Annotated in this window: 19 protein-coding genes and 1 pseudogene; 16 read left to right on the forward strand and 4 right to left on the reverse strand. The window is 41.1% G+C overall.

Annotated features, from left to right (window positions below; translation table 11 throughout):
* Positions 1-137: 137 nt before the first annotated feature.
* Positions 138-1,172, reverse strand: a pseudogene (rhaT, locus tag ACMV8I_RS12160) (L-rhamnose/proton symporter RhaT).
* Positions 1,173-1,684: 512 nt separating this feature from the next.
* Positions 1,685-2,764, reverse strand: coding sequence for a GGDEF domain-containing protein (locus tag ACMV8I_RS12165; protein WP_498865474.1), 1,080 nt, complete (start codon positions 2,762-2,764; stop codon positions 1,685-1,687).
* 300 nt (positions 2,765-3,064) lie between these two features.
* Between ACMV8I_RS12165 and ACMV8I_RS12170 the strand changes: the two genes are divergently transcribed.
* Positions 3,065-3,349: a DUF1435 domain-containing protein gene (locus tag ACMV8I_RS12170; protein WP_498865475.1), complete on the forward strand. Its 285-nt coding sequence runs from the start codon at positions 3,065-3,067 to the stop codon at positions 3,347-3,349.
* Between the two features lie 253 nt (positions 3,350-3,602).
* On the opposite strand, the gene ACMV8I_RS12175 is transcribed toward ACMV8I_RS12170, so the two are convergent.
* Complete coding sequence (locus ACMV8I_RS12175) at positions 3,603-4,475, reverse strand: LysR family transcriptional regulator (protein WP_498865476.1); 873 nt, start codon at positions 4,473-4,475, stop codon at positions 3,603-3,605.
* Positions 4,476-4,579: 104 nt separating this feature from the next.
* Here ACMV8I_RS12175 and budA point away from each other — a divergent pair, with 104 nt between their 5' ends.
* Positions 4,580-5,383 carry an acetolactate decarboxylase gene (gene budA, locus ACMV8I_RS12180; RefSeq protein WP_498865477.1) on the forward strand — a complete coding sequence of 268 codons (804 nt, stop codon included), beginning with the start codon at positions 4,580-4,582 and terminating at the stop codon, positions 5,381-5,383.
* 35 nt (positions 5,384-5,418) lie between these two features.
* Positions 5,419-7,095 carry an acetolactate synthase AlsS gene (alsS, locus tag ACMV8I_RS12185; RefSeq protein WP_498865478.1) on the forward strand — a complete coding sequence of 559 codons (1,677 nt, stop codon included), beginning with the start codon at positions 5,419-5,421 and terminating at the stop codon, positions 7,093-7,095.
* A 47-nt stretch (positions 7,096-7,142) separates the two neighbouring features.
* On the opposite strand, the gene ACMV8I_RS12190 is transcribed toward alsS, so the two are convergent.
* Positions 7,143-7,904 (reverse strand): HNH endonuclease, encoded by a 762-nt coding sequence (locus tag ACMV8I_RS12190; RefSeq protein ID WP_498865479.1) that lies wholly within the window; start codon positions 7,902-7,904, stop codon positions 7,143-7,145.
* Between the two features lie 1,479 nt (positions 7,905-9,383).
* Between ACMV8I_RS12190 and ACMV8I_RS12195 the strand changes: the two genes are divergently transcribed.
* The 13 genes from ACMV8I_RS12195 to ACMV8I_RS12255 all read left to right on the forward strand — a co-directional run bounded on the left by ACMV8I_RS12195 (position 9,384) and on the right by ACMV8I_RS12255 (position 25,434).
* Entirely contained in the window at positions 9,384-9,980 is a 597-nt protein-coding gene (locus ACMV8I_RS12195) for a helix-turn-helix domain-containing protein (protein WP_498865480.1), read from the forward strand.
* Between the two features lie 73 nt (positions 9,981-10,053).
* Positions 10,054-10,740: an EAL domain-containing protein gene (locus ACMV8I_RS12200; protein WP_498865481.1), complete on the forward strand. Its 687-nt coding sequence runs from the start codon at positions 10,054-10,056 to the stop codon at positions 10,738-10,740.
* A 421-nt stretch (positions 10,741-11,161) separates the two neighbouring features.
* Entirely contained in the window at positions 11,162-12,559 is a 1,398-nt protein-coding gene (wcaJ, locus tag ACMV8I_RS12205) for an undecaprenyl-phosphate glucose phosphotransferase (protein ID WP_498865482.1), read from the forward strand.
* 475 nt (positions 12,560-13,034) lie between these two features.
* Positions 13,035-14,168, forward strand: coding sequence for a polysaccharide export protein (locus ACMV8I_RS12210; protein WP_498865483.1), 1,134 nt, complete (start codon positions 13,035-13,037; stop codon positions 14,166-14,168).
* A 4-nt stretch (positions 14,169-14,172) separates the two neighbouring features.
* On the forward strand, positions 14,173-14,607 hold the full coding sequence (locus ACMV8I_RS12215; protein ID WP_498865484.1) for an arsenate reductase/protein-tyrosine-phosphatase family protein: 435 nt from the start codon (positions 14,173-14,175) through the stop codon (positions 14,605-14,607).
* Between the two features lie 16 nt (positions 14,608-14,623).
* Positions 14,624-16,795, forward strand: a complete 2,172-nt coding sequence (locus ACMV8I_RS12220; protein WP_498865485.1) for a polysaccharide biosynthesis tyrosine autokinase — start codon at positions 14,624-14,626, stop codon at positions 16,793-16,795.
* 50 nt (positions 16,796-16,845) lie between these two features.
* Positions 16,846-18,039, forward strand: coding sequence for a hypothetical protein (locus tag ACMV8I_RS12225; protein ID WP_498865486.1), 1,194 nt, complete (start codon positions 16,846-16,848; stop codon positions 18,037-18,039).
* 55 nt (positions 18,040-18,094) lie between these two features.
* A complete protein-coding gene (locus ACMV8I_RS12230) occupies positions 18,095-19,360 on the forward strand; it encodes a cellulase family glycosylhydrolase (RefSeq protein ID WP_498865487.1) in 1,266 nt (421 codons plus the stop codon).
* Between the two features lie 19 nt (positions 19,361-19,379).
* Positions 19,380-20,549: a glycosyltransferase family 4 protein gene (locus ACMV8I_RS12235; protein ID WP_498865488.1), complete on the forward strand. Its 1,170-nt coding sequence runs from the start codon at positions 19,380-19,382 to the stop codon at positions 20,547-20,549.
* Positions 20,550-20,590: 41 nt separating this feature from the next.
* Entirely contained in the window at positions 20,591-21,667 is a 1,077-nt protein-coding gene (locus ACMV8I_RS12240) for a glycosyltransferase (RefSeq protein WP_498865489.1), read from the forward strand.
* A gap of 37 nt (positions 21,668-21,704) precedes the next feature.
* Positions 21,705-22,862 (forward strand): glycosyltransferase, encoded by a 1,158-nt coding sequence (locus ACMV8I_RS12245; RefSeq protein ID WP_498865490.1) that lies wholly within the window; start codon positions 21,705-21,707, stop codon positions 22,860-22,862.
* 108 nt (positions 22,863-22,970) lie between these two features.
* Positions 22,971-24,440: an MATE family efflux transporter gene (locus tag ACMV8I_RS12250; protein WP_498865491.1), complete on the forward strand. Its 1,470-nt coding sequence runs from the start codon at positions 22,971-22,973 to the stop codon at positions 24,438-24,440.
* Positions 24,441-24,456: 16 nt separating this feature from the next.
* Positions 24,457-25,434 (forward strand): polysaccharide pyruvyl transferase family protein, encoded by a 978-nt coding sequence (locus ACMV8I_RS12255; RefSeq protein WP_498865492.1) that lies wholly within the window; start codon positions 24,457-24,459, stop codon positions 25,432-25,434.
* The last annotated feature ends 51 nt before the right edge of the window (positions 25,435-25,485 follow it).

The raw sequence follows: 25,485 nt of genomic DNA on the forward strand, positions 1-25,485 counted from the left end.
TGCTGGTAGCCTTTTAAACGCGCTTATAAACCATCAAATTGTGGCCAGTAAGTGTCGAGCCCAATGCCCAACAGGGCAATCTTCAGCGGTGCCATATTATTGCCCCTTCGTTGCCCCTCAGGGCATGAGAATCGAGGTTATGCTGCCATACCCATGCCGACGATATTGGCCGCCAGAATGATGATGAGACCGCCCAGTACTAGAATGGCCACCGGTTTTTTGCCCACGCCCAACCACTCTTTGAGCAGCAGACCAACGATACCGCCGCAGAGCACGTAGAAACTCATGTGCAACATCCAGCTCATATAGTCATATTCTGGCGGAATACTGGCGTGGCCCCAGGCGTAGAAGAAGAATTGCAGATACCACATTATCCCACCCAAAATGGCGAACAGGGCATTGGTGATCAACAAAGGTTTCGCCACGCTGAAGTCTGCCTTGACGGAGATATCGCGACGAGAGGCGAGGCGAATAAAGCAGAAGCCTAGGTTAACGATGGCGCCCCCGCCCATGATCACGACATAGCTTGGTAAGGCGACATACAGCGGGTCAATCCCTAAGGCGGCGGCGGCGGCATGCATCGGGGTTGCGGCACTCATGGCAAAGGACATGCCTGCGGAGAAAATCCCGCACATGACGGCGAGAAACAGCCCTTTTTTCAGATTAAACTCTTCGGCCTTGATCCCGAGGGATTTCTCTTTCAGATAACCCGCATAGCTGACCACGGCAACGCCGATAACAGCTACCAGAACTCCCAGGAGTGTCATTCTTCCCCCCGGAGTGCCTATCAATAAAGCCGCTTTTCCTTGCAGAACGGGGGTCATCAGCGTACCGATAATCAGTGTGATACCAATGGCAATGCCAATCCCGAGGGACATGCCCAGATAACGCATGGTCAGGCCGTAGTTGATATTTCCGATGCCCCACATGGCACCAAAAAAGAAGATGGGCAACAACGTTGCGAGACTAAAAGAGCCGTAGTAAGCCCAAAAGTCAGGCAGCAGGATGTAACTCACGGTCCAGGGCAGGATGATCCACGAGAATAAACCCGCGATTGACCACATGGTTTCCCACGATCATTTTCTGACTTTCTTCAGTGGAGCGTAGAAGCAGGCTGCACTGGCTGCCCCCACTAAATGCCAAATAATGCCAAGAATGATAGAGCTGCTCATGCAATTAACCTTTATCTGAGTGGAGCACTTAATATATAAGTGATTGTTTTTAATTAGGTTATAGATGGTCCGTTGAGGGTGAGTCGTGTAGGGAACAGCACGCAGAACGGTCATGGAGCGTAGTGTAGGAAGAGGGATGGGACGTAACCTTCCACTGACTGCCATCGCAAATAGGCATCTGGCATGGATCAGAAGATGACGGTGAGACACTTCACAGAATATGAAATAGGAAATAGGAAATAGGAAAGGATCAGTATCAAAGCCGGGAATATATTTCGAATGGATTGAAGTCAGGAATAAAACAGCGCTATTGGTAACATTTCAGGCTCAATGCTGTGTCGAATTCATAACATTGTAGCGGAGGAATAAGAGTTTCCCTGCATGATTATGCAGTGGGAGTGTGTAATACCTCAAATGAAATAATATAATCTTTGGACGTATGTGATAACCCTGTGGCTTATACATGAACCAGCATTAATGATTGTAATCTCTCTTTTCATTTACAGCGAAATTTAGTGATCAGGCTTTACCGCAGGCTGATCCCATGCATAGGAAATTTTATTACGTCCGCTGTTTTTTGCCAGATAAAGGGATTGGTCAGCAGCACATAGCGCTGTGGCGAAGTCCTCATTCACTAATGCAGATAACCCTGCGCTAACCGTTACCTTTGTCGAAACCTGTGCATTGAAATGATGGGGAATATTCAGGTCAAGAACCTGACTTTGAATACGCCCGGCCATGCGGATGGCGCACTCCTGAGTGACGTCAGAGATCAGCACCAGAAACTCCTCGCCGCCATAACGCACCACGACATCACGTGAGCGGACTGCATCGCGTATGGCGGCAGAGACCTGGACAAGAGCCTGATCGCCCATGCTGTGACCATAATTGTCGTTATAGGCCTTGAAGTGGTCGATATCCAGCAACATTACGTAATGATTGGCACCCTGCTGGCTTAACAACGTATCCAGTTTGTTCTGTAACCCGCGCCGGTTGTAAAGGCCAGTGAGTGGGTCAAGCATGCTCAGATCGCTAAATTTTTCTCTTTCACTGTATAAATTGCCCACCAACCGGCGCGTAAAAGCATCGCTGCGCTTGCGCATAAAATGTTGCAAAGAAAGCCCAACCAGTGGCAGCGCAATAGTGAAAAAGATCCTACCAGTATGATTAAAATCGTCTAAAAAAATGACCGTAACAGAAGATGGTGCTGCATGAAGGCAAAAACTCAGAAAATTATCCGATAAAGCGATGGCACTGATAAAAAATACGCTGAGTAAGCTGACCAGCAGGAAATTATTATCCATCTGCCCAATTTGTTCAAAGCGCAGGGAAATATGCCATGCCCATAAGATCCCCACAGTGACTGAACAGGTATTCAAATGTGATGGGTTATTTTTTTTGTTGAAATAAGTAAAGATCAATCCTGACACGCAGAACACGCCGATCATCGTCAGAGGTAATGTGGATTTTAATGTTTTTAACGCCGGATTCAACATGATAAAGAGTGCGGAAGCACTGTTTAAGAAAAAAAATAATAATGTTGAAAGTTGGTGTTTGCTTTTAAGCAACTCATCATAGGAATGAAATATCATTAAAAATTCACTCTGGTAGCCTTTGATCTTCTGAATCTTCCGGATAAGTAAGCATTATGAACCTGAGTTCAGTCCTGTCTTATTTATTCCGAGAAGAAAATAAGTGGTAGGGTGCAAAAAATGCAAACAGTCACTCTATGTTATTATCTGTATGAGATTAAAAAGCGAAAAATCCGGGGCTAAAATTACCACTTTTCGCAGCGGGTGTCACTCTGCGGGAAAGTTGACAGGTAAAAAGGTGCGTCATGAGAAACATTGCTATATGATACTAGTTCTCATTATCATTAATGGCGTAAAATCATGATCGCGGCAATGGTAACAGTGTGCGGAATGTGGGGCGTAAGCTGGTTTCTTGGCAAGCGTCTGACCAGCGTATGGGGGGTGTTACTGCCTTGTGCACTGTTGCCTTTTTTAGCATGGGCGGATTTGTCTCTGGCACAACTGCGTACGCTGGTAGTCGTTGCGATGCTTGTAACGCTGGTAATGCTGTTACATAAACCGCTGCGTCACTACATGCTGCTGCCTTCATTTGTCGCAGTCGCGGGGGGACTGGCGGCGTTATCACTTAACTTCAATCTGCTATAATAGTCAAAAAATTGATTTACTCAACAACACCGCTTTATTAGTGAGCTCGGCTATCGTATTGATGAGCTATTTTTAAGTTCAATACCCATCCAAAAAGAATAAATATTTATAATCCCCGCCACTCCCCTTCTTCACCTATAAATAGTTATCCGAAAGTTAGCCTGCTTAATTTCCCTTGGGTTCGTAAATAGGAATCTGTAGCGAATAACCATTTAGATCTATTAAATAGTATATATTTTAGCTGTTCTCAACCCTACAATAACTTCAGCAGATGCATCGCCGCTTTACCGTTGTCATTACGCCGCCACGCCAGCGCAACCTGGGTGATGAGCGGCGGACCGGTGAGCGGCAGGCAGGTGACATTTTCATCATCGATTTTCCCCAGTGATGCAGGGACTACCGCGTAACCAAAACCGGTCGCCACCATGCTGATGGCTGAGGTCACCTGCGGCGATTGCTGGCCGAGCTTAGGAATAAACCCCGCATCATTACAGGCGGTGATCACTGCATCATACAAGCTTGGCGCGACGTCCCTCGGAAAGGTGATCAGCGTTTCATCTTTCAGTGCGCCCAATGCAACTTCTTCCTTTTGTGCAAGCGGATGCGCACACGGTAGTGCCACCACCATCTGCTCAAAATCAATCACCCGGCAGGCAAAATCCTTACTGCGTTCACACGGCAGGCGGATGAACGCCACGTCGATAGCGCCATCTGCCAGCGCGGTCATCAGCCCCGACATTTCCCTTTCCTGCGGCAATAATTCCATGCCCGGATAACTCTCGCGAAAGCGGTGCAGCAGCGAAAACACCTGCGGATTAAAAGCAGTCGAACTGGCAAAGCCGATACGCAACGTTCCGCTTACGCCACGTGCCACGCTGCGCGCACGTTCCAGCGCAGAATCTGTCAGTTTCAGGATATTCACCGCATCGCCGTACAGCGTTTTTCCCGCGTCGGTCAGTTCAACACTGCGCGTTAATCGGCGTAGCAAAGGCGCACCGATCTCATGCTCCAGTCGTTGTATTTGCTGGCTTAGTGGAGGTTGCGAAATGCCCAGTTGTTCGGCCGCGCGGGTGAAATTCCCGGCATCGGCCACCGCCACGAAATAACGCAGATGACGAAGTTCCATATCAAAAACGTCTCAAAGTGAACACCCCATCATATTGGAACTCTCTGCTGAAAGGAGTCAACCTTTAGTTAACAATGCTAATCATTTTCTTCCGGAGCGACAACATGACTTATCACAACCTCCACCGCCATGACGCGCACGGAGACTGCTCCTGCGTTGCCGATATCACCCGCAGCGCCATGCAGCTTCAACATGATCATCCTGAACGCGTCATTTACCAATCGTCGATGATGAGTGCCCTGCTAAGCGGCGTGTACGAAGGCGATACCACCATGTCCGACCTGCTCGAACACGGCGACTTTGGCTTAGGTACGTTCAACCATCTCGACGGCGAACTGATTGCCTTTAACAGCAACATATTCCAGCTGCGCGGCGATGGTACCGCTCGCCGTGCCAGCCCCGAACAAAAAACGCCGTTTGCCGTAATGACATTCTTCAACCCGACTAATGAATATCCTCTCGATAAACCGCACAGCCGCGACGATATCCATACAATCATCGACCGCGTGGTCGCCAGCAAAAACACCTTCTGCGCCCTGCGCATCGACGGCGTATTCACCCGCGTGGACACGCGCACCGTGCCGGAGCAGCAACGCCCGTACAAACCGATGCTGGAGGCCATCGAGGCGCAGCCGACCTTCCACATTGAGCATAGCGAAGGTGTGCTGATTGGTTTTCTGACCCCTGAATACATGCAGGGCATCAACGTCGCCGGCTATCACGAGCACTTTATCAACCGCGAACGCAGCAGCGGGGGTCACGTGCTGGACTACCAGTTGGAGAGCGGCGTACTGACCTTCGGCACCGTCGACAAATTACTGATTGATTTCCCGACCGACCGCGACTTTAAGCAGGCCGATCTCAACCCCGGCAACCTAGATGACGCCATCCGTTCCGTTGAAAGTTAACCGCCACTGAGCCAGCGAATAAAGGAGTGTGATTCATGAACCATTTAGACAACAAAAATACGTGGAACTGCGGCGCGGATCTGGTCGTTGCGCAGCTGGAACAACAGGGCGTGAAGCATGTATTTGGCATCCCTGGCGCGAAAATTGACCGGGTATTCGATTCACTGGTCGACTCGTCGATCATCACCATTCCGGTACGCCACGAAGCCAACGCCGCGTTTATGGCCGGCGCGGTTGGCCGTCTGACCGGCAAAGCGGGCGTCGCACTGGTGACATCAGGCCCCGGCTGCTCGAACCTCATCACCGGCGTCGCTACCGCCACATCAGAAGGTGATCCGCTGGTCGCCATCGGCGGCGCGGTGAAGCGTGCTGACCACGTTAAACAGGTCCACCAGACCATGGATACGGTGGCAATGTTCCGCCCGGTAACCAAATTTTCCGCCGAAGTCACCTCCTCGTCAGCACTTTCCGAAGTGCTGGCCAACGGTTTTCGGGCCGCTGAGTTTGGCCGTCCCGGTGCGTCATTCATCAGCCTGCCGATGGACATTATCAACGAGCCAGCACAGGGCCGTTTACTCAGTTCGCAATCGCCAACGCTCGGCAGCGCACCGCAGGACGCCATCCATCAAGTTGCCGCCTGTCTGCAAAAAGCCAAAAACCCGGTGTTGCTGCTCGGCCTGATGGCCAGCCAACCACGCAACACGGCAGCCATCCGGCGGTTGCTCAATAAAAGCGATCTGCCGGTCACCAGCACCTATCAGGCGGCGGGCGTTATCGATCAGGCGCACTTCCACCGTTTCGCAGGTCGCGTCGGTCTGTTCAATAATCAGGCCGGCGACCGCCTGCTGCGAAATGCCGATTTAGTGATCACCATCGGTTACAGTCCGGTTGAGTACGAACCGGCACAATGGAGTAACGGCCAGGCCGAGTTGGTGCACATCGACGTGGTGCCCGCCGAGACCGACAGTGATTATTCCCCCGATATAGAACTGGTCGGTGACATCGCCGATACGCTGGATCTGCTGACCGAACAGGTGCATCAACATTTTGACCTCAGCCCCGCGACGCTGTCGATCCTTGATGACCGCCGCCAGCAGCGCGAACTGCTGGCTCAAAAAGGCCGCAGCCTGAACCAGTTTGCCATTCACCCATTGCGCCTGGTGCGCGCCATGCAGGATATCGTTAACAGTGACGTGACGCTGTGCGTGGACATGGGAAGTTTCCATATCTGGATCGCCCGCTATCTTTATAGCTTCCGTGCACGTCAGGTGCTTATCTCCAATGGTCAGCAGACCATGGGCGTCGCGCTGCCGTGGGCGATTGGTGCAGCGCTGGTCGAACCGAGCCGTAAAGTCGTGTCTGTCTCCGGCGACGGTGGTTTTATGCAGTCGAGCATGGAGCTGGAAACCGCGGTACGTCTTGGTGTTAACCTGCTGCACATCATCTGGGTGGATGACAGCTACAACATGGTGGCGATTCAGGAACAGAAGAAATACCAGCGCACCTCCGGCGTAAAATTCGGTCCGATAGACTTCAAAGCCTACGCCGAATCCTTCGGTGCCAAAGGCTTCGCCGTCATCTCCTCCGACACCCTCGAAAGTACCCTGCGCGCCGCCATGGACGTACAAGGCCCCGCCGTCGTTGCTGTCCCAGTGGATTACAGTGATAACGCGTTATTGATGGGACAGCTGAATATGGGGGAGATGTTTTAGGAAAAACAAATTAAATATTTGGGAGGGCGCGAGGATTGCGCCCTTAATTATTCCGCGATAAATATTTTATTGCGGTGATATTTTAATTGGCTTATATCAGGTGGATAACTGAGCGGCAGACGAAGTTTTTTCCCTTCATAATTGGCAAAATTTTCAATGTAAATTGTGCTTTTTAGTTTCTTAATTTGTGGCGAAAGCAGCATCTCTAGATTGTCATTAAACGAGATCAAACCACGATCAAAGGCTTTGTCATGCAGACTTGAAAGGCATAAACCATTACTCGGATTTAAGCGATGTTCAACAGCATGGCTCCACGGACGGATATGGCTTGCGATCAATAAGGCAGGTTCTTCGAGTTCGGTCAGGCAGCAGCGATATTCGTAGGCAGCTAGAACGTTTTTGCGGAACAGTTGCTGATCCACGCGAGCCTTAACGATTGTCGTTCTTTCTCTGCCGCTAAAATCATGAACTTCACTGTCTTGCATTTCCACCGCAGGCGGTTCAAGTTTTTCCATCGCTAGCTCGCATTGTGCGCCGAAGGACGTGGTGTCTTCCGTCATTTCTTGCCACAAAGCACGGTCAGCATTAGAGACACCTTTCAACCCAGTACGGCCTGACTCAATAATAAAGGGGTCAAGGCTGGCAAAATTAACCAACTTCATGGCTAATGCAGAGGGAGTGCGGCCAATTAGATTTGCATAGTGAATAATATCGCGATTTTTTGAATGCAGCCTTCCAAAGGGAATTTGACTATAAAGAGTGAAAGCGACGAGAAGTTGATCTCGAGTCCAATGGTTCACACCAGCCATGTGCTTGTTATCCAGAGAGTATGAGTTCGAGTTATCGATTCTACTCTCTATGCCGGTTTAAAAACAAAATACAAAAAGAAGTTTCTAAATAAATTTCCCGTGATAAAACATCACGCTCCGATGAATCCCTTTTAACCAAGCAACCCGATTGCACGTTGAGCTTCGATCCAGCAAAAAACCTGCTGAATTTTATTCTGTGGGAACGGCTGGAAGTGTTATATCGGGCGCTTGAGATGCCCTTTACCGAAGACGACGTGATATGCGAGCAGCAAGGAGATGCATTGTTGCGTTAAGGCTACTATAGGTAAAACCAGAGCACTGGAGCTGGCTTTATAACTCACGAGGGATGTGGGATTAAACATCATAGAAAATGGTAATCCAGGTTGCCTTTGCACACTGGCGATCATCTTAAAAATTCTATCCCACCCAGTTTGAGATAGGTTAGCGCGGAATGGCGTTACGCAGTTCGTCACGCCACGTACGGTATTCGCTGGCAAGACTGGGAAATCATCTGGCAATAGCGGCCTGGCTTTTGGGTGCCTGTCCAGTTTGAAGAAAGAAGGCTTCGAAGCCTCGGTGCAAGGTAGGTGTAAGTAAACACGTAATCTGCACCACGACATGTATCTCTGCGATTCTCCGCTCTATTCTGGAACATTTACTCTTTCAGCGGCAATTGACGCCAATAAGATAATACTTAGTTTCTGTTTTTCGCCAAAATTTCAGCTCACGCAATAGTACATTAAAGACAATAACTTGATTCCTCAGCAGATTTTTTTAATTAAGAACATGCTTAGTATTTACGATATGTAAAACCCTGACAGAACCTTATTACAGCATTGAAAATAAAGCATAATAATATTAAATAATCGAACTAGTCCTTGCCCTAGAGAATAATGGGCGAATGCAGTTGTTCAATTGCAGATCACAAATGCGTTAAAAAAACCAATAGCTTTTATTTAATATAAATATTTTCAGAAAACTCCTTAGTTTTAACATTATCATTTTTATTTGTCGTAAAAATGTATCTATTTTTTTACAAAAGTAAGCATAAAATCCCACATTAATAGAAATAAAAAGAACAATAACCTACAAGATAAAACTCTTGAAATGAGAAACTTCAAGATAAGAAAATGCCTAGATTTGATTGATCAATAAAGCTAAAGCGTTACATTGCTCACAGTTTCGCCGAGAGTGAGGATTTTTATTAGGATTACGCCTAGTAAAAAGTGTGAACAAAACGATAGAAAATTGTAAATCGATCGATAAAACCTATTGTTAAATGTAATAGTGAGTGAGATAAACGATTGGAAGAGTTTAGGCTGCGTATTATTCTAGATACATCCACGGAGAACAATTAAATATGAAACAAGCATTATAAAAAGTTCCATTTTCTATATCTTTCTGAAAGTGCTCAATTCTTCTCCATGCATCTTAGAGAAGTCTCTGAGTGTTTTTAAACCCACACTATTAGGCGGTCCAATGCCTCGGTTAATAATCTGGAGTGAATGCCAGTTCACTAAGCTTGCGTTAAAGGAAATCATATTTAAGAAACTACCTTACGTTAACGAGATTATTTTTTTGGCTCCTGATGACAAGGTGAATTTGTATACAAAAGATTATCTGATCATTGACCCATCTGGAGGGTGTTTTAACCAGTGTTACGAGTTTTTGAACGAGAGTATCAACATAGTAGACCCAGAACGAATACTTATATTTTCTTCTGAGATAGACATGCTGATGTTGGAGTTTCTTCTTAAGAAAGAATTCAAGTTCCTTAAGAAGAGGAGAGAGCTATCAGAGCTAGTCAGTGCAGTACAACAGTTTATACAGCTTCAGAACATAATGAATAAAGAAGATGTTTTTAATTACAAGATCACAAAAATGGAAGAAAAAATCTTAGTTATGATGATGTTAGGCCTTTCAGTTAAGAGCATTTCAAATATATTAAAGCTAAGTGTGAAGACCATAAGTGTACATAAATGTAACTCACTAAGAAAAATAGGCGTAGATGCCAAAAGCAGTTCAGCTCTGTTCTTTCTACATAAACATGCTGTGGGAAATAGAGTTACTGCATAAGAAAATAGTATGACTGGCTCCTGTTGCTATTTTTTCAGTCAGTATGTTTACATTTTTATTCATGGGGTAAGGGATGCAATCGGTTAAAAGAAATGATTCCGGATATATCTTTGAGCCCATAGTCACAGTAGCGGGTGGAATGCTAGGTTTTGAATTGGTGAAGAAAGTAGAAAAAAATGAACACCATTTTGAACCTGAAGAAGACCAGTCTTCTTTCGCTGTAGAAGATAGAATCAAAGCATTCTTTGACCAGGTCACTATCGCCTGTGTTAACGAAGATGTTTTTATTAATAATGCTTTTTTGTTATCAATCGCTATCGATTACGAAATTGCTCTGCATATCGTGAGTAACACTGCGATGCAAAAGATATTGCAACAGCACACTTATATAAGACTCACATTGAACGAGCATTTCGAGGAATTTAAGACCGGGGATGCACGCCCGGTCCTTCATGCCCTTAGCAAATACTGCACTTTATGGCTAGATCACTTTGGGGAAGGGAGCACCAATCTTTCCCTCGTCATGAATGAAAATTTTGAGTACATAAAAATAAGTAAAATTTTTTTTTGGAAACATCAGGGAACCTTATCATTCCGTAAAATTATTGAGCACCTAAAGCCCTATTGTAATGGCGTCATTATATGCGGCGTCGAGAATCATGGCCACATAGAATATTTAAAGGGCAGCGAGATTAAAGCTATGCAGGGGTTATTATGGCTATCTTATAACCAGAAGAAGCTAACTGAAGCTTTTTTCTAACTAATAAAAATTATAACAATAATTTCACATGCTTATAAAAGTGAAAAACTAACAACCTTGCATAGTATGGCAAGATTTTCTATCGCCCTGACTATTGCTCCCCTTATTCTGGCAAATTGGTAGCCGTAAACCAGGGGCGGTAGCGTCGCTACAATAGCTGAAGCCATATTGAAAACTAAATTTTTAATTATTAAAAACAACCATGCTGACACCACTTCATTAACTATAATAAAGCCTTTTTTTTTAATTTAACCAGGGTTGTTTATTGTTGTTAGTTGTGGAGGGATAAAAAATCCATTTTCAACACTGCGCCTTTACAGAATATGCAGGAGTTGCTGGATTGATTGAAAAGGTGACTGCCGGGGGAATATTTATCTAAATATGATTCATTCAATAAAACCCTAATAAGAGTGAAACCAGAATGAAAACTCCACACAATCGCACACGCTCTAATGCCAATGCGTCATTGATTTCAATGGTTCAGCGGTTTTCTGATATCTCAATAATATTCTTCAGTCTGTATATTGTAATTTTACTTAACAAGCTTTCATTTAACTATAAACATGTACTGACAGCATTGGTCGTTCTGGGTGCATTCCAAATGATTGGCGGAATTACAGATTTTTATCGCTCTTGGCGTGGAGTGAAAATGTCTGCTGAGTTGGTTCTCATCTCTAAGAACTGGACACTAAGCTTGATTGTCACTCTGGGATTAATTTCAGTCTTAAGTGATTTTTATTTAGGCTTCAAGATTTTCATTGAGTGGTATTTTGCCGTTTTAGCTGGATTCTTTTTATGTCGCATTGGCATTCGGGTTGGATCCGGTCTTTTACGCAAGATGGGATACAATGTTCGACGGGTTGCAGTCGTCGGTACAATGCCCGCAGGCATTAACCTCATCAGTAGTTTTATTGATGAACCATGGATGGGTTTCGTTGTGACAGGCATTTACGATGAAAAGCCTTTAGAGGGTATCACCGGTATCAATTACGCTGGAGATTTCGACCAACTTATTGAAGATGCACGCGGCGGAAAACTGGATCGCATCTATATTGCGATGAGTATGAAGGATGAGTTAAAAATAAAAAATATTGTACGGAAACTCACGGATACGACCTGTTCTGTACTGCTGATTCCTGATGTATTTACATTCAACATCCTCCAGTCACGCACTGAAGAAATCAATGGAATACCTGTTGTGCCGCTGTTTGACACACCATTAAACGGTATTAACATGGTGTTCAAACGTATCGAAGATATCGCTGTTTCATCTATTATCCTTCTGTTGATTTCCGTTCCACTCGTGATAATTGCTTGTGCTATTAAACTGACCTCCCCGGGACCGGCTATTTTCCGCCAGGTTCGCTATGGCATGGATGGGAAGCCTATTATAGTATGGAAATTCCGTACGATGACGGTCATGGAAAATGGTGGATTAGTGATACAGGCAAAGCAAAATGATCCCCGGGTCACTAAGCTAGGGAAATTCCTGCGAAACACCTCTCTCGATGAGTTACCGCAATTTTTTAACGTACTCTTCGGTCAGATGTCAGTTGTCGGCCCCAGACCACATGCGGTCGCTCATAATGAACAATATCGTTCTCTGATCGAAGGCTATATGCTTCGCCATAAAGTCAAACCCGGCATTACAGGATTGGCTCAAATTAATGGCTTCCGGGGTGAGACTGATACACTCGACAAGATGCAAAAACGTGTAGACTTTGACCTGTTATATATTCGTGGCTGGAGCATTTGGTTGGATCTTGAGATTATATTCTTAACATTCTTCAAAGGCTTTGTTAGTAAGACTGCATATTAATATTATACAGACTCTTTTGGTCCCTTTATTACTGGTTAAGTTGAAATATCGTCAACCTTATTACATTTTTTACCCAGGATATTATGGCGCTAAAAAACCCTTCAAATACAATGAAAAATTAATGCAGTATGCCTTAAGCATCAGGTGTGCCCCTTCGCTTCGTACATAGACTCCTTGGGTTAAAAGGAGTCTTGCAATTGTGAGAGCTCAGGGTGAAATAGTTTTGAGTGTATGACTCATTTATTGGAGTCTCTCCAATTAAATAAGTGAAATGAATAATATTCATTTCAAACGGATAAAATTGTTCAGGTGTTTTTTGATAACTCTTGATGTGCTCTTCTTTTTTACCAAAACGGAGGTTGTCTAGCGGGCTTTATTGCCCCGCTTTATCAAAGTGACCACTTCTGTTTATTAGCACCATTCACTGACACTAACACTGACAGATTACTCTCTTCTTCATTGATGATATGAACTTATGACGAAAAAATATTTGAAATTTTCGGTGATTGCCGTTGCATTAGGGCTATTAAGTGGCTGTAGCGTGCTACCTGGACAGGATCTTAGCACTTCAGGTAAAGACATCATCAAAGCGCAGGACAGTGATTTTGATCTGGATAAAATGGTTAACGTATTACCGATGACACCAGGTTTGATCGACAAGCTGCGTCCGGTACCTGTTACCGCCCGTTCCAATCCGCAGTTGGATGCTCTCCTCAGCCGCTATGAATACCGTGTTGGTGTGGGTGACGTGCTCATGGTGACAGTGTGGGAACACCCGGAATTGACGACGCCGGCAGGGCAATATCGCAGCGCCAGCGATACAGGAAACTGGGTCAATGCAGATGGCACTATATTCTATCCCTATATCGGCAAGGTCGCGGTTGCAGGTAAAACATTGAGCGAGATCCGTAAAGATATCAGCCGCCGGCTGACTACCTATATTGAAAGCCCGCAGGTCGATGTCAGCATCGCGGCATTCCGCTCACAAAAAACCTACATTACGGGTGAAGTGGCGAAATCTGGCCAGCAGGCGATTACCAATATTCCATTGACCGTAATGGATGCGATCAATGCCGCGGGTGGCCTGGCTCCTGATGCCGACTGGCGTAATGTCGTGCTGACCCACAACGGCCAGGATTCCAAAATCTCATTATATGCCCTGATGCAAAGGGGCGACCTGACACAGAATAAATTGCTCTATCCCGGGGATATTCTGTTTATTCCGCGTAATGATGACCTGAAAGTATTTGTAATGGGTGAAGTCGGTAAGCAGGCGACGCTGAAGATGGATCGCAGTGGTATGACGCTGGCTGAAGCATTGGGCCATGCAGAAGGCATTTCGCAGGCAATGAGTGATGCCAGCGGTATCTTTGTAGTGCGTCAGTTGAAAAATGATAAAACCGGCAAGATTGCAAATATCTATCAGTTGAATGCACAAGATGCCTCCGCGATGGTGCTGAGTACTGAATTCCAACTGCAACCGTACGATATTGTCTATGTCACCACTGCCCCTGTTGTTCGTTGGAATCGCGTTATTTCACAACTGGTGCCGACCATCACAGGTCTGCATGATATGACAGAAAACGTTCGCTATATCAGGAACTGGTGAGAATATGTTTAATTCCATTCTCGTTGTTTGTACTGGAAACATATGCAGATCCCCTATTGCTGAAAGACTGTTAAGAAATCATCTGCCAGTAAAAAAAATAGATTCTGCCGGTGTCAGCGCATTAGTCGGACATGCGGCAGATGATACCGCATGCTTAATCTCTGAGCAGAATGGTCTATCGCTGGAAGGGCATGTAGGACAGCAGTTCAGTGCATCCTTAGCGAGGAAATATGACCTTATTCTTGTGATGGAAAAAGATCATATTGAGCAAATCTCAAAAATAGCGCCCGAAGCAAGGGGTAAAACCATGCTTTTGGGCTATTGGTTAGGACAAAAAGAGATACCTGACCCTTATCGCAAGAGTTATGAAGCGTTTGAGTTTGTGTACGGGACTATTGACCTCGCATGTCAAAGTTGGATTGGCAAATTGAACAAATGATTATCAGGATAAAAAAATGGGATCTGGCGTAACCAAAAATACTGTTTTCAATGATTCAGACGAGATCAATGTCGGCCGTCTCATTGGGGAACTCGTTGATCATTGGAAAATGATTATCGCAATAGTGTCGTTTACAACGATTATTGCAATAATTTATGTTTTTTTCTCAACTCCCATTTATCAAGCGAGTTCACTCGTTCAGGTTGAGCAAAAACAAGGAAACAGCATATTAAGTAGTTTGAGTCAGGTTCTCCCTGATACCGCTCCACAGTCAGCGCCTGAAATATCGCTATTACAGTCTCGAATGATTTTAGGTAAAACGGTTGATCAACTTGACCTACGACATGTTGTAAAGCAGAGCTATTTCCCATTGTTTGGCAAAGGCTGGTCAAGACTTACCGGTCAAAGCGAAGGGACTTTGGCAATCTCTGATATGAAGTTGTCAAGTGATGTGATCGGTTCAAATACAGTAGTCGTCACCATCATTGATAAAAATACATTCACCGTTGAAGGCGAAGGTTTTAAATATGATGGCCACGTTGGTGTCATTTTAAATAAACCGTATATATCATTATTAGTCTCTAAAATAAACGCTGATGCAGGTACTGAGTTTGAGGTTAAAGAATTATCAAGACTAGATGCAATTAATAATTTATCGAAAGCATTTGCAGTAAATGAACAAGGGAAAGACTCCGGGATGTTAAGCCTCACATTAATAGGTGAGAATCCAGCACTAATTACTAAAATATTAGATAAAATCAGTACAAATTATTTGAATCAGAATATTGAACGCCAGGCTGCGCAAGATGCGAAAAGTCTCGACTTTTTAAATCGACAGTTGCCAGAGGTTAGGCAGGAACTTGATACTGCTGAAGACAAATTAAATGATTATAGAAAACAGAAAAATTCGGTTGATCTGTCATTAGAGGCTAAGTCTGTATTAGACCAAATAGTCAATGTCGACAATCAGCTAAATGAATTAACATTCAAAGAAGCAGAGATCTCACAGTTATATACAAAAGAGCATCCGACTTATAAAGCATTACTCGAGAAAAGAGCGACATTAGAGAATGAGCAAGCGAAACTTAATAAACAAGTATCGTCAATGCCATCGACACAGCAAGGAATCCTGAAGCTAAGCAGGGATGTTGAATCAGGAAGAGCGGTATACATGCAGTTGCTTAATCGCCAGCAAGAACTCAGCATCTCTAAATCGAGTGCTATCGGTAATGTAAGGATTATTGACCAGGCGATTACCGATCCTAAACCTGTTCAACCAAGGAAGTTACTTGGCATCCTTATAGGGATGTTTATTGGTGGTTTTATTGCAATAGGATCCATTATTCTAAAAATCTCATTGCGACATGGCATTGAGTCTTCTGAAGAGTTAGAAAATCTGGGGATTAATGTCTACGCTAACGTTCCAATATCAGAATGGCTAAATAAAAATAACAACAAAGCCCGGCAATTAGGAATTAGAAGGAATACAGTTGACGAAAAAAACAGTTTATTGTTCTTAACGAATCCAGCTGATATTTCGATAGAAGCAATAAGAGGTTTAAGAACTAGCTTACACTTCGCGATGATGGAAGCGAAAAACAAGGTGTTAATGATTTCCGGGGCAAGCCCTAAGGCGGGTAAAACGTTCATTAGCTCTAACTTGTCAGCCACTATCGCAAATTCAGGAAAAAAAGTATTATATATAGATGCGGATATGCGTAAAGGATACGTTCATAGAGTTTTAGGCGTCCCCGTAGAGTGTGGTCTATCGGATTACTTATCTGGTCGTGAAGGACTGCCTAACATAGTTAAAGCAATAAAAGAGTCAGGCTTTGATTTTATATCAAGAGGATCAATTCCTCCGAATCCTGCCGAGCTTCTAATGCATCCCCGAATGCACGCGTTAGTCATATGGGCAAATGATAACTATGACCTTATTGTCATTGATACGCCTCCTGTATTAGCTGTCACAGATGCAGTTATTATTGGGTCTTATTCAGGTACTACATTGCTTGTTGCTCGATTTGAAGAAAACACTGCGAAAGAAATAGATATTAGCATAAGAAAATTGGAGCAAAGCAATGTTGAAGTTAAAGGCTGTGTGTTGAATGGTATCGTTAGAAGAGCGAGTAGTCGATACGGATATGGATATAATGGCTATGGGTATTCATATGCTGACAAGAATTAAGAATTAATCTAACCATCAAAACATTGTCATTTAAGCCGGCTAAAGAATATATGAAAAAATTAAGAATAAATGTAGATAATATTGCGTGGTATACATTTCATATCTTTATATTTATCAAAGCTTTTACCGGCCCATTAACATTATACCTCCCTTATATCCGTTTTCTGCCAATAGCGATGATGGTTGTTTTATTGGGATATAGAATATACACGGATGTTTTAAATGGAAAGAAAATAGTCCTACTGTTAGTTTTCTTATTACTATATGTAGCAATAGGTATTATTAATAATTCACTCATTGGTTCTGTTTTTGGGCTGTACATTTTCGTTCCGTTTTTATTTGCATTTTTCTACTCATCAGTACTGTATGAACGTATTTTCTTTAATAATGCCAGATTCAACTTTTTCTATTTTTTGAGTTGTGCGGCAGGAATATTTTATGTAAACCAATTTGGTGCGGCATGGATTGGTGCAGAACAAGAAATTGGCGGTGTTACCAAAGTGGTATCGCGCGATTGGATATCAGATGGAATGATGAGAAATCCAGGTTTTACTGGTACCTCTGTTGGTTCGGCCACATTAGTTATCATAACCTGTACTTTTATTGGTTTTTATTTAATTAGTAAAAGGCGCCTTATCAGTTTTGCTGCATTGTTTGCAATGTCAGGTTATCTCATCTACTTAACAACAACTAAAACAACAATGGCTACTCTCGGCTTTGTCTTTATGTTGGCATTCTGTACATCTTTGATTACGAGATATACAGTAAAAATAACTTTTCTACTGCTAAGCCTGTTTTCGTATTATTGCATGTTCAATATCAATAATGTATCAACGGGAATGCTGACCAATACAATGCTAATTAGAATTTATCAGACATGGCCAAACGCCATGTTATTACTTGAAAATTCAACACAATATTTCATAGGTAAAGGGTTTGGTTCGATTGGTGTTCCAACATATTACTTTACACCCGCCGAGGCAAATTCTGCAGATAATATTTTCGTGTACTTATATATTATATTTGGCATAGCGAGCGTTATATTAGTATTTTACGGGATGATAAAATTTTTATATTTTAAGTTTGAGTCATCCAAAGATAGTAAACAATTTTTCATTATGGCTTTAGTCATTCTAACCGGTGGTATAACGTCAAACCTCATCGAGGCAGCATTCTACTCGGTTTATGGTGGAGTGATCATTGGTGTTGTTTTTTCCAAAAAATTAAGCTTGAAATTCACCTAATACATCAGTACAAGGAAGTATAAAAATAACACCCTGTATGCAGAGGTAACTGAAAATGTGCAAAATGAAAATATCCTTTTTCCCGTGTTTTTTGTCAGCATTACTGAGTATGAATGTAAGTGCTGCTGACCAGATACAAGGAATAGGTATACATGCAAATAAATATAGCAAGTCTGCTGAGAGCATTCTTGGTTTAATTAAGCAATCAGGGTTTGATTCATTCAGGCAAGATCTTACATGGAATGATATAGAAGTTATAAAAAATCATTATTCAATTCCGAAGAAGTTAGAAATCAATGATACATTAATTAAAACCGCAGAAAGCCATAATATTTCGCCATTAGTTATACTGGACTATGGCAATAAGAATTACAACAATGGCGGATACCCTACTAGTGCTCAAGATATTAAAGCATTTGCGGACTATGCTAAATGGGTAGCCGCACGCTATAAAGGTAAGGTTCCATACTATGAAGTATGGAATGAATGGACTGTTGGTACCGGAATGAAAGGGAAAGGTGATATTCCACCTTCGGATGTATATCTACAATTAGTTAAAGCAACAAGCATTGCAATAAAATCAGTTGATCCAACAGCTAAAGTCCTTGCTGGCTCACTGAACCCAATCAGCACAAATGGCAGGCGTTTGAATATTTCGGATACAGTATGGTTCAATCAACTAATAAATGAAGGGATCCTTAATTATATCGACGGAATTTCAATCCACCCTTACTCCTTCCTTAATCCTGATAAATCATTGAGAAACCCAGAGTTAAATATACAAAAAATTGATGATTTCTATAATAAAATTAAGCCTAAAAACAATAAAGACATCCCAATTTATATTACAGAAATGGGTGTATCAACACATGCAGGCTTAGGTGGAGTGAGCCAGGAACAAGCTGCAGACTTTATTGTGAAATATACAATACTTGCTAAATCAAAACCTTATATTAAAGGTGTCTGGTGGTACGACTTACGTGACGATGGAACAGATTCAGACAATCAAGAACATAATTTCGGATTTTATGATAATAGTTTTAATCCTAAGCAGGCAGCCTTAGCATTTACTAATATGCATAATACATTAAAAAACATGATTATCGATGGTGTGTCGGTCAATACGAATAATAACACCCGGCAAGTGACAGTTTCGTTGAAAGACACTGCAAGTAATAAAAACTATAAGATAAACTGGAATGAAAATCAGTTGAAACAAAATGGTCGATTAAAATCTCTAAATCTAATGAAGAAAAACAATAGTTCCACGCCGGTTATTTATGATAAAAACAATCTAAGTGGTGATGTATTTTTGAAATAAAACTCCTTTAGAGAATAATATGAAAAATATATTAGTCGTTGTACGATCTATTTCATTTGGCATTGGTGTTGGTGGGATGGAGAAAGCCGCCAATCAACATATATATGAAATGCATGATAAGGGATATAAAATCCATCTGATTGCACCAGGTAATAAAGTGAAAGGGAATATACCCTCATTTATCAATTTCATTGATGTTCGCTGGCCTTATTGGGATAAATATAAAATACTCATGACGATGGGACTGGCCTACTATCAATGGTGTAAGCATGTAGCTAACAAAATAAAAATCATGGAAGACGATATAGATATCATTCACTTTCATGGCGCATCAGCAGGAACGTTATCCTTTTTAAAAAAAAACTTACTCGATAATAAAGCAACGGTTGTTAATCCTCATGGAATGGAGGAATTTGGTTCTGGTTCTATTTTACGACTGGCTAATCGCTTATTTACCAGATCATTGTTAAGAAAATCTCATCTCGCTGATTTTGTAATAGCAACAGATACTATTTTGATAAAAAATGTTGAAGATAATTTAAAAATTCCCCCAGAAAAAATCCATGTAGTTCCGAATACAATTGATATTGAAAAATTAAAAAAGAAAGCTAAAAGAAGAAATGAGACTAAAGGCCTTTGTATTGTAAGCGTGGGCCGAATGGAGCATAACAAAGGCTATGACTTACTTGCAGCAGCCTTGGGGAAATTAAAATCCAAAAACAAAATTGATGCACATTTTTCATGGGATCATTATGGTAATGGTAAAATGAAAGATAAAATCATTGAATACAGCAACAAAAACAATATCCCGTTGAAAGTACACATGGGAGCATCGGATGAAGAGGTACAGTCTGCTATTGCTAATAGTAGTATTTTTGTCCAACCGTCAAGATATGAAGGAAGCAGTCTTACAACACTAGAGGCGATGACACATGGTGCACTCATTGTCGCCATGCCAGTAGGTGGTATTCCAGATAAAATTTTCGATAAGAATACGGGTTTCTTATGTAAGGCTGTAACAGTACCGGAACTGGAAAAGAGCCTTAGTGAAGCACTTAACAACATGCCTCATAATGAAATACGCGATAATGCTGAAAAATATGTACTAGAAAACTTTGATATAGCGGTTTCTACGCGTAAATACGATGAGCTATATAAAAGCATCATAACATCGAAGGACTGCCGATGATCTTCTATTGTGAATCTAGAATATTCAGTGGCCAGGAAAGAATGTTTTTAACAGCAGCTTGTGCATGGTCACATCAAAAAGAATGCATTCTCATTGTTAACAGCACTAATGACGCTGCGATAAAATTCTCCAAAAGCAACGGTCATTTTAGTGAAATTAAGTTAATAGATAACTTTGATCAAAAGTTTTCATCACTGTTTATATGGTTTCGCTGGAGCAGGATATACTCTTTAGCTCAATATTTGAAAGAAAAGAGAGGTAAATATCCAATAATATGTGTATCTCAGGGGCGAATAGAGTCTGGTAATATAGGCGTCCTTGCTGGAAAAGTTGCAAGAATGAGTATTATTTCTTACATCCCCATGGTACATAGTCATATTGAAATGGGATCAGGTAAGTTGAGTGGTACAATAAAGGATCTATTATGCTCTCCATTATATCGGTTACCAGACTCATTTATAACAATAAGTAATGAAGTGGCGATTGAGTTAAGAGAAAATTGCAGCGCGACAATCAAGGTTGTAGAAAATTTTGCCCAACGAAAGCCATTAGTTAAAGTCGAAGATGTTCCACCATTATTTTATGACAAAAGCTATTACAAATTAATACTCCCTGGACGCTTGCTTAACAAGCAGAAAGGACAATTAGACTTAGTAAGAGCGTTGAAAATTGTTAGTAAAAAAACACCTCAAAATATATTATGCTATATAGTCGGTGATGGACCAGATGATAGCCTAATCAATAATAAAATTAAAAATCTCGACCTTAGCCATAACATTTTCATGCTGGGTAATAGAAGTGATTTATTAAGCATTATGTATGAATGTGACTTAGTCGTTCTCCCCTCTCTATTTGAAGGTGTTCCTTTAGTATTGTTAGAAGCAGCTATATTAGATAAAGATATTATTGCTTCCGACATTATTGGTTTTAAGAACTACATCTCAACGAATGATGTTTTTTTACCAAATAATCCTGATTCACTGGCTAATAAAATAATATTAAAACTGCGAAAAGACGCCACCAAATCTATATACAATGAAAATCTTGAACGTCTTCTTTCCCGGAATGAGGACATATTTACAACTGATTTTTGCAAAGTACTGAATGAATTATCTTGAGAGTTGTTTAAAGAAATTTAATGAATAGGATTCTATAATGAAAAATAAAGACATTGTATTACTCTCTACAGCTGATTGGGATAATCCGTTTTGGACTAATAAGCAACATGTGGCTGTAGAATTATCCCGTCTTGGTTATAAGGTTTTTTATATTGACTCACTTGGTTTAAGAGCGCCGTCCTTTAATAAAAAAGACATGTCACGCGTTTTCAAACGAGTATCTAAACTATTTGCCGCCCCAAAGAAGAAAAGAGATAATCTTTGGGTATGGTCTCCTGTTACACTTCCGTGGAACAAATATAAGATAATTAGAATCTTTAATAAATTATATTTAAAAGGCATGATTAACTTCTGGACTCGTTATCTTAAATTTAAAGATAAAGTGATGTGGACATATAATCCTTTAACGAAACGCTTAGTCGATGTCAGCGACTATAACACTCTAATTTATCACTGCGTCGATGAAATAAAAGCACAACCAGGAATGCCGGTTACTATCTTAGAGGAAGCAGAAAGTGAATTAATTAAAGACGCAGATATTGTTTTCGTTACTTCGCCCAATTTATATGAAAGTCGTAAAAAAATAAATTCGAACACATACTATCATTCAAATGTTGCAGATTTTAATCATTTTAATCGAAGTTTAACTGAGGATTTCCCTCGGCCAACAGATATTAAAGATATCCAAGGGCCTATTTTGGGGTTCATTGGTGCAATAAGTAGTTATAAGGTTAATTTCAAGCTTCTGAGTTATATTGCCACCAGTAGACCAGATTATCAAATTGTGCTTATCGGATTAGTCGGTGAGGGAGATCCAGAGACTGATATATCTTTATTGAAAAATCATAAAAACATACATCTTATTGGACCTAAAAGTTATAATGAGTTACCTGTGTATTTGAAGTATTTCGATGTGGCTTTGCTGCCTAATATGATTAACTCTTATACGGACAGTATGTTCCCTATGAAGTTTTTTGAATATCTTGCCGCTGGAAAAAACGTAGTCTCTGTCAATCTGAAAGCGATACAAGACTTTAAGGAGTACGTGAGCATAAGCCTAACTAACGATGATTTTATCGCTGATGTCGATAACATTTTATTAGGCCACAGCATTCCACTAGAGAAGAGATTGGAACTGGCGAAGCAATTTACCTATCACGAAAGAACACGAAAAATGTTAGAGCTGATTAAATAATTGACCTATTAACTACATTATCGCAAGATATAAAGGTAAGTGAAATTGTCTAACGCTAACAATAAGAGAATAGCAAAAAATACATTAATGCTTTACTCAAGAATGATCATGATAATGGTCGTTTCTTTATATACATCACGAATTCTACTTCATGCCTTAGGTGTTGAAGATCTCGGTGTTTATAGTATTATCGCTGGCGTGATCGTTCTTTTCGGATTTATTCAGAATGTCACCACACTCGCAACCCAACGCTTTCTTTCCATGGGTCTGGGTAAGAATGATATTTCCTGGACCAACAAAGCATTTAATACCAGCATCCTCGTTCATGTCGGCATTGCACTATTTATATTTTTGGCTGGTGAGACAATTGGCCTTTGGTTTGTGAATACTCATTTAAGTATACCGCCAGATAGAATCCAGGATGTAAGTTGGGTTTTCCAATTTTCACTTTTGGCATTGATGGTACAGATCGTACAAACCCCCTATATTGCTTCAATAATAGCCTGTGAGCGTATGGAGGTTTATGCAAAAATTGGTATTCTGGACGCTTTTCAACGCTGGTTTATTGTTTTTCTATTAACCTACTTCGACTTCAGTGACAAATTAAAAGCTTACGGTGTTCTGGTTTTATGTGGCTATTTATTTATTTTTATTTGCTATTTTATATTCTGTGTTAAAAAATTTAATATTTGCAAATTAAATCTAAAAATAGAAAAGGGAATTTTAAGGGAAATGTTTTCTTTTTCAAGTTGGACATTAATGGGTTCCATGAGCGTTGTCGCTTTATCTCAAGGGATCGCAATATTAGTAAATATCTTCTTTGGTGTCATTGCTAATGCTTCTCTCGGTTTATCAGACCAGGTTTTAGCCGCAATTAACCGAGTTACAGGGAACTTTCAAACCGCATTTAACCCACAAATCATTAAATCATATGCCGCGGGAGATTTAGAGTATCTAAAAAAATTAATTGGTCAGTCAAGCAAGCTATCATTTGCTTTAGTTTTGTTAGCGGTTGTTCCTCTGTTTGCTGACACACAGTTTGTTCTCTCTGTTTGGCTTGGTACTGTACCTGAATATTTAGTATCACTCGTGCGTGTGGTTACCCTGTATGTTCTAATCGATTGTATCTCCGGACCATTTGTTACTGCTATATATGCTGTGGGTAAGTTAAAACGTTATCAAATCACAATCAGTGTAATCATACTCCTCAACTTAGCTCTCGCATTTTTACTTGTCTATAGCCATTGTCCATTGTATGTCGTGGTGATGGCCCGGGTTAGTAGTACTGTGTTTTTATTAGCATATCGATTAAATATGTTAGGATACTTAATTAGCTTTAACGTGAAAGAATATGTTTTTAACATACTTTCACGATTAATTTTTGTTTCATTACTGTCATTTGTTTCAATTTACTACGCAAACATGTTTTTACCTGAAAGTTTTTTGGGACTGTTTGTATTATTATTGATATCAAGTTTTACTATTATTTCTCTTTTCTACATGATTGTGATTTCTAATGATGAAAAGACATTTTGCAAACAGAAAACCAAGTTTTTATATAAAAAACTCTTTAGTTAAATTATTAAGGTGAAAAATGAACAAATATGGTGTTATTGTATATGAAGGTGGGAAATTTAAAGAACAAAACCTTTTAAATCTGGGAGATTATGTTCAAAGTACTGCAGCCAAGCAATTCCTTCCAGAAGTAAATCATCATGTAACTCGCGAAGGTATGCATTTATATAATGATGAAAGTATTAAGATGATTATGAATGCATGGTACATGGCAAACCCAGAAAATTTTCCACCCTCTAATAAAATTGACCCACTATATGTATCTGTTCATTTGAATTCTTCAATCATAGATCGCATTTTCAGACCTGAAGTTATCGAGCATTTTAAAAAGCATCAGCCTATTGGATGTAGGGATAATCACACAAGAGATTTACTTCGTGCAAAAGGTGTTGATGCTTATTACTCAGGATGCATGACACTCACTCTTGGACACACTTATAAAAGAAAAAATATCAGCGACGAGGTTATTTTTGCTGATATTATGCATGATTCTTTATCTATGAAGCAGCTTCTCAAACAACCACTGCGATTAGGGAAACGGATTCTTAATGGTAGAATTAAAGAGTTGTCGATTAAACGTGAGGTTTTGCAAAAATATTTTGATGAAGATGTCTTGAATAGAGCTGTATATATCGACCAAATGGTTCCGTATATTAATGCAGATATTGGATTTGAAATGGCTGATACATATTTAAAACGATTATCGTCCGCACGATTTGTGGTTACATCAAGAATTCACACTGCATTACCCTGCTTAGCTATGGGGACTCCCGTTATTTTTGTCAATGGTGGCTTTAAAACCAAAGTCGACAACTGCCGTTTCGATGGCTTATTCGATTTTTTCAATCGTATCGATGTTGATGGTTCAGGTAACTCAAAGTGTAACTTCTCATTTTCTGGCGAAAAAATTAACATTAGAACAGTTCTTAAAAATAAAGATTTGCATGTCCCGTTTGCTAACGATCTGATCAAAAAATGCCAAGATTTTACACTTTAATTAGATAATTATCTTATGTGTAGAATTTTATTATTAATACGTATATACATT

Origin of the sequence: Ewingella sp. S1.OA.A_B6, from assembly GCF_049889095.1 — a bacterium.
In the GTDB taxonomy this organism is placed as follows: Bacteria; Pseudomonadota; Gammaproteobacteria; order Enterobacterales; family Enterobacteriaceae; genus Ewingella.